Source organism: Caenimonas sedimenti (genome assembly GCF_007833165.1).
GTDB classification, from domain to species: Bacteria; Pseudomonadota; Gammaproteobacteria; order Burkholderiales; family Burkholderiaceae_C; genus Ramlibacter; species Ramlibacter sedimenti.
Map to the genome: position 1 here is coordinate 1 of NZ_VOBQ01000051.1, position 554 is coordinate 554.

Annotated in this window: 1 protein-coding gene; it reads right to left on the reverse strand. The window is 65.2% G+C overall.

Annotation, left to right across the window (positions count from 1 at the left end):
* Positions 1–554 (reverse strand): TRAP transporter substrate-binding protein (locus FN976_RS28705; protein ID WP_145897521.1); only part of this gene is annotated, 554 nt, incomplete at both ends.

Below are 554 nucleotides of genomic sequence, written 5' to 3' on the forward strand. Positions count from 1 at the left end.
GTGCCCTTGGACAGCGCATCGGGGATCTGCGGCAGCGGCATGCCCACCGGGGTGGCGCCGACGTAGCCGAGCATCTTGGTGATCTGCCGTGTCGGGCCGCGCACCTTCATGCCCTTCAGGTCGTCGGCCGTCTTGATCAGCTTGTCCTTGGTGTGGAACATGCCGGGGCCGTGCACGTGCAGCGCCAGGACCTGCACGTCCTTGAATTCGTCCTGGGCGACGGTCTGCACGTACTCCCAGTACGCCTTGGACGTCGCTTCGGCGTTGTTCATCATGAACGGCAGCTCGAAGACTTCGATGCGCGGGAAGCGGCCTGCGGTGTTGCCGGGCAGCGTCCAGGAGACATCGACCACGCCGTCCTTGGCCTGGTCGTACAGCTGCACCGGGGTGCCGCCCAGCTGCATGGCGGGGTAGCCCTCGAACTTGATGCGGCCGCCCGACTCTTTCTCGACCTTTTCCATCCACGGCTTGTGCATGGTCAGCCACACGTTGGACTGCGGCGCCATGAAGGTGTGGAACTTGAGGGTGACGGCTTGCTGGGCGAGGCCGCTCAG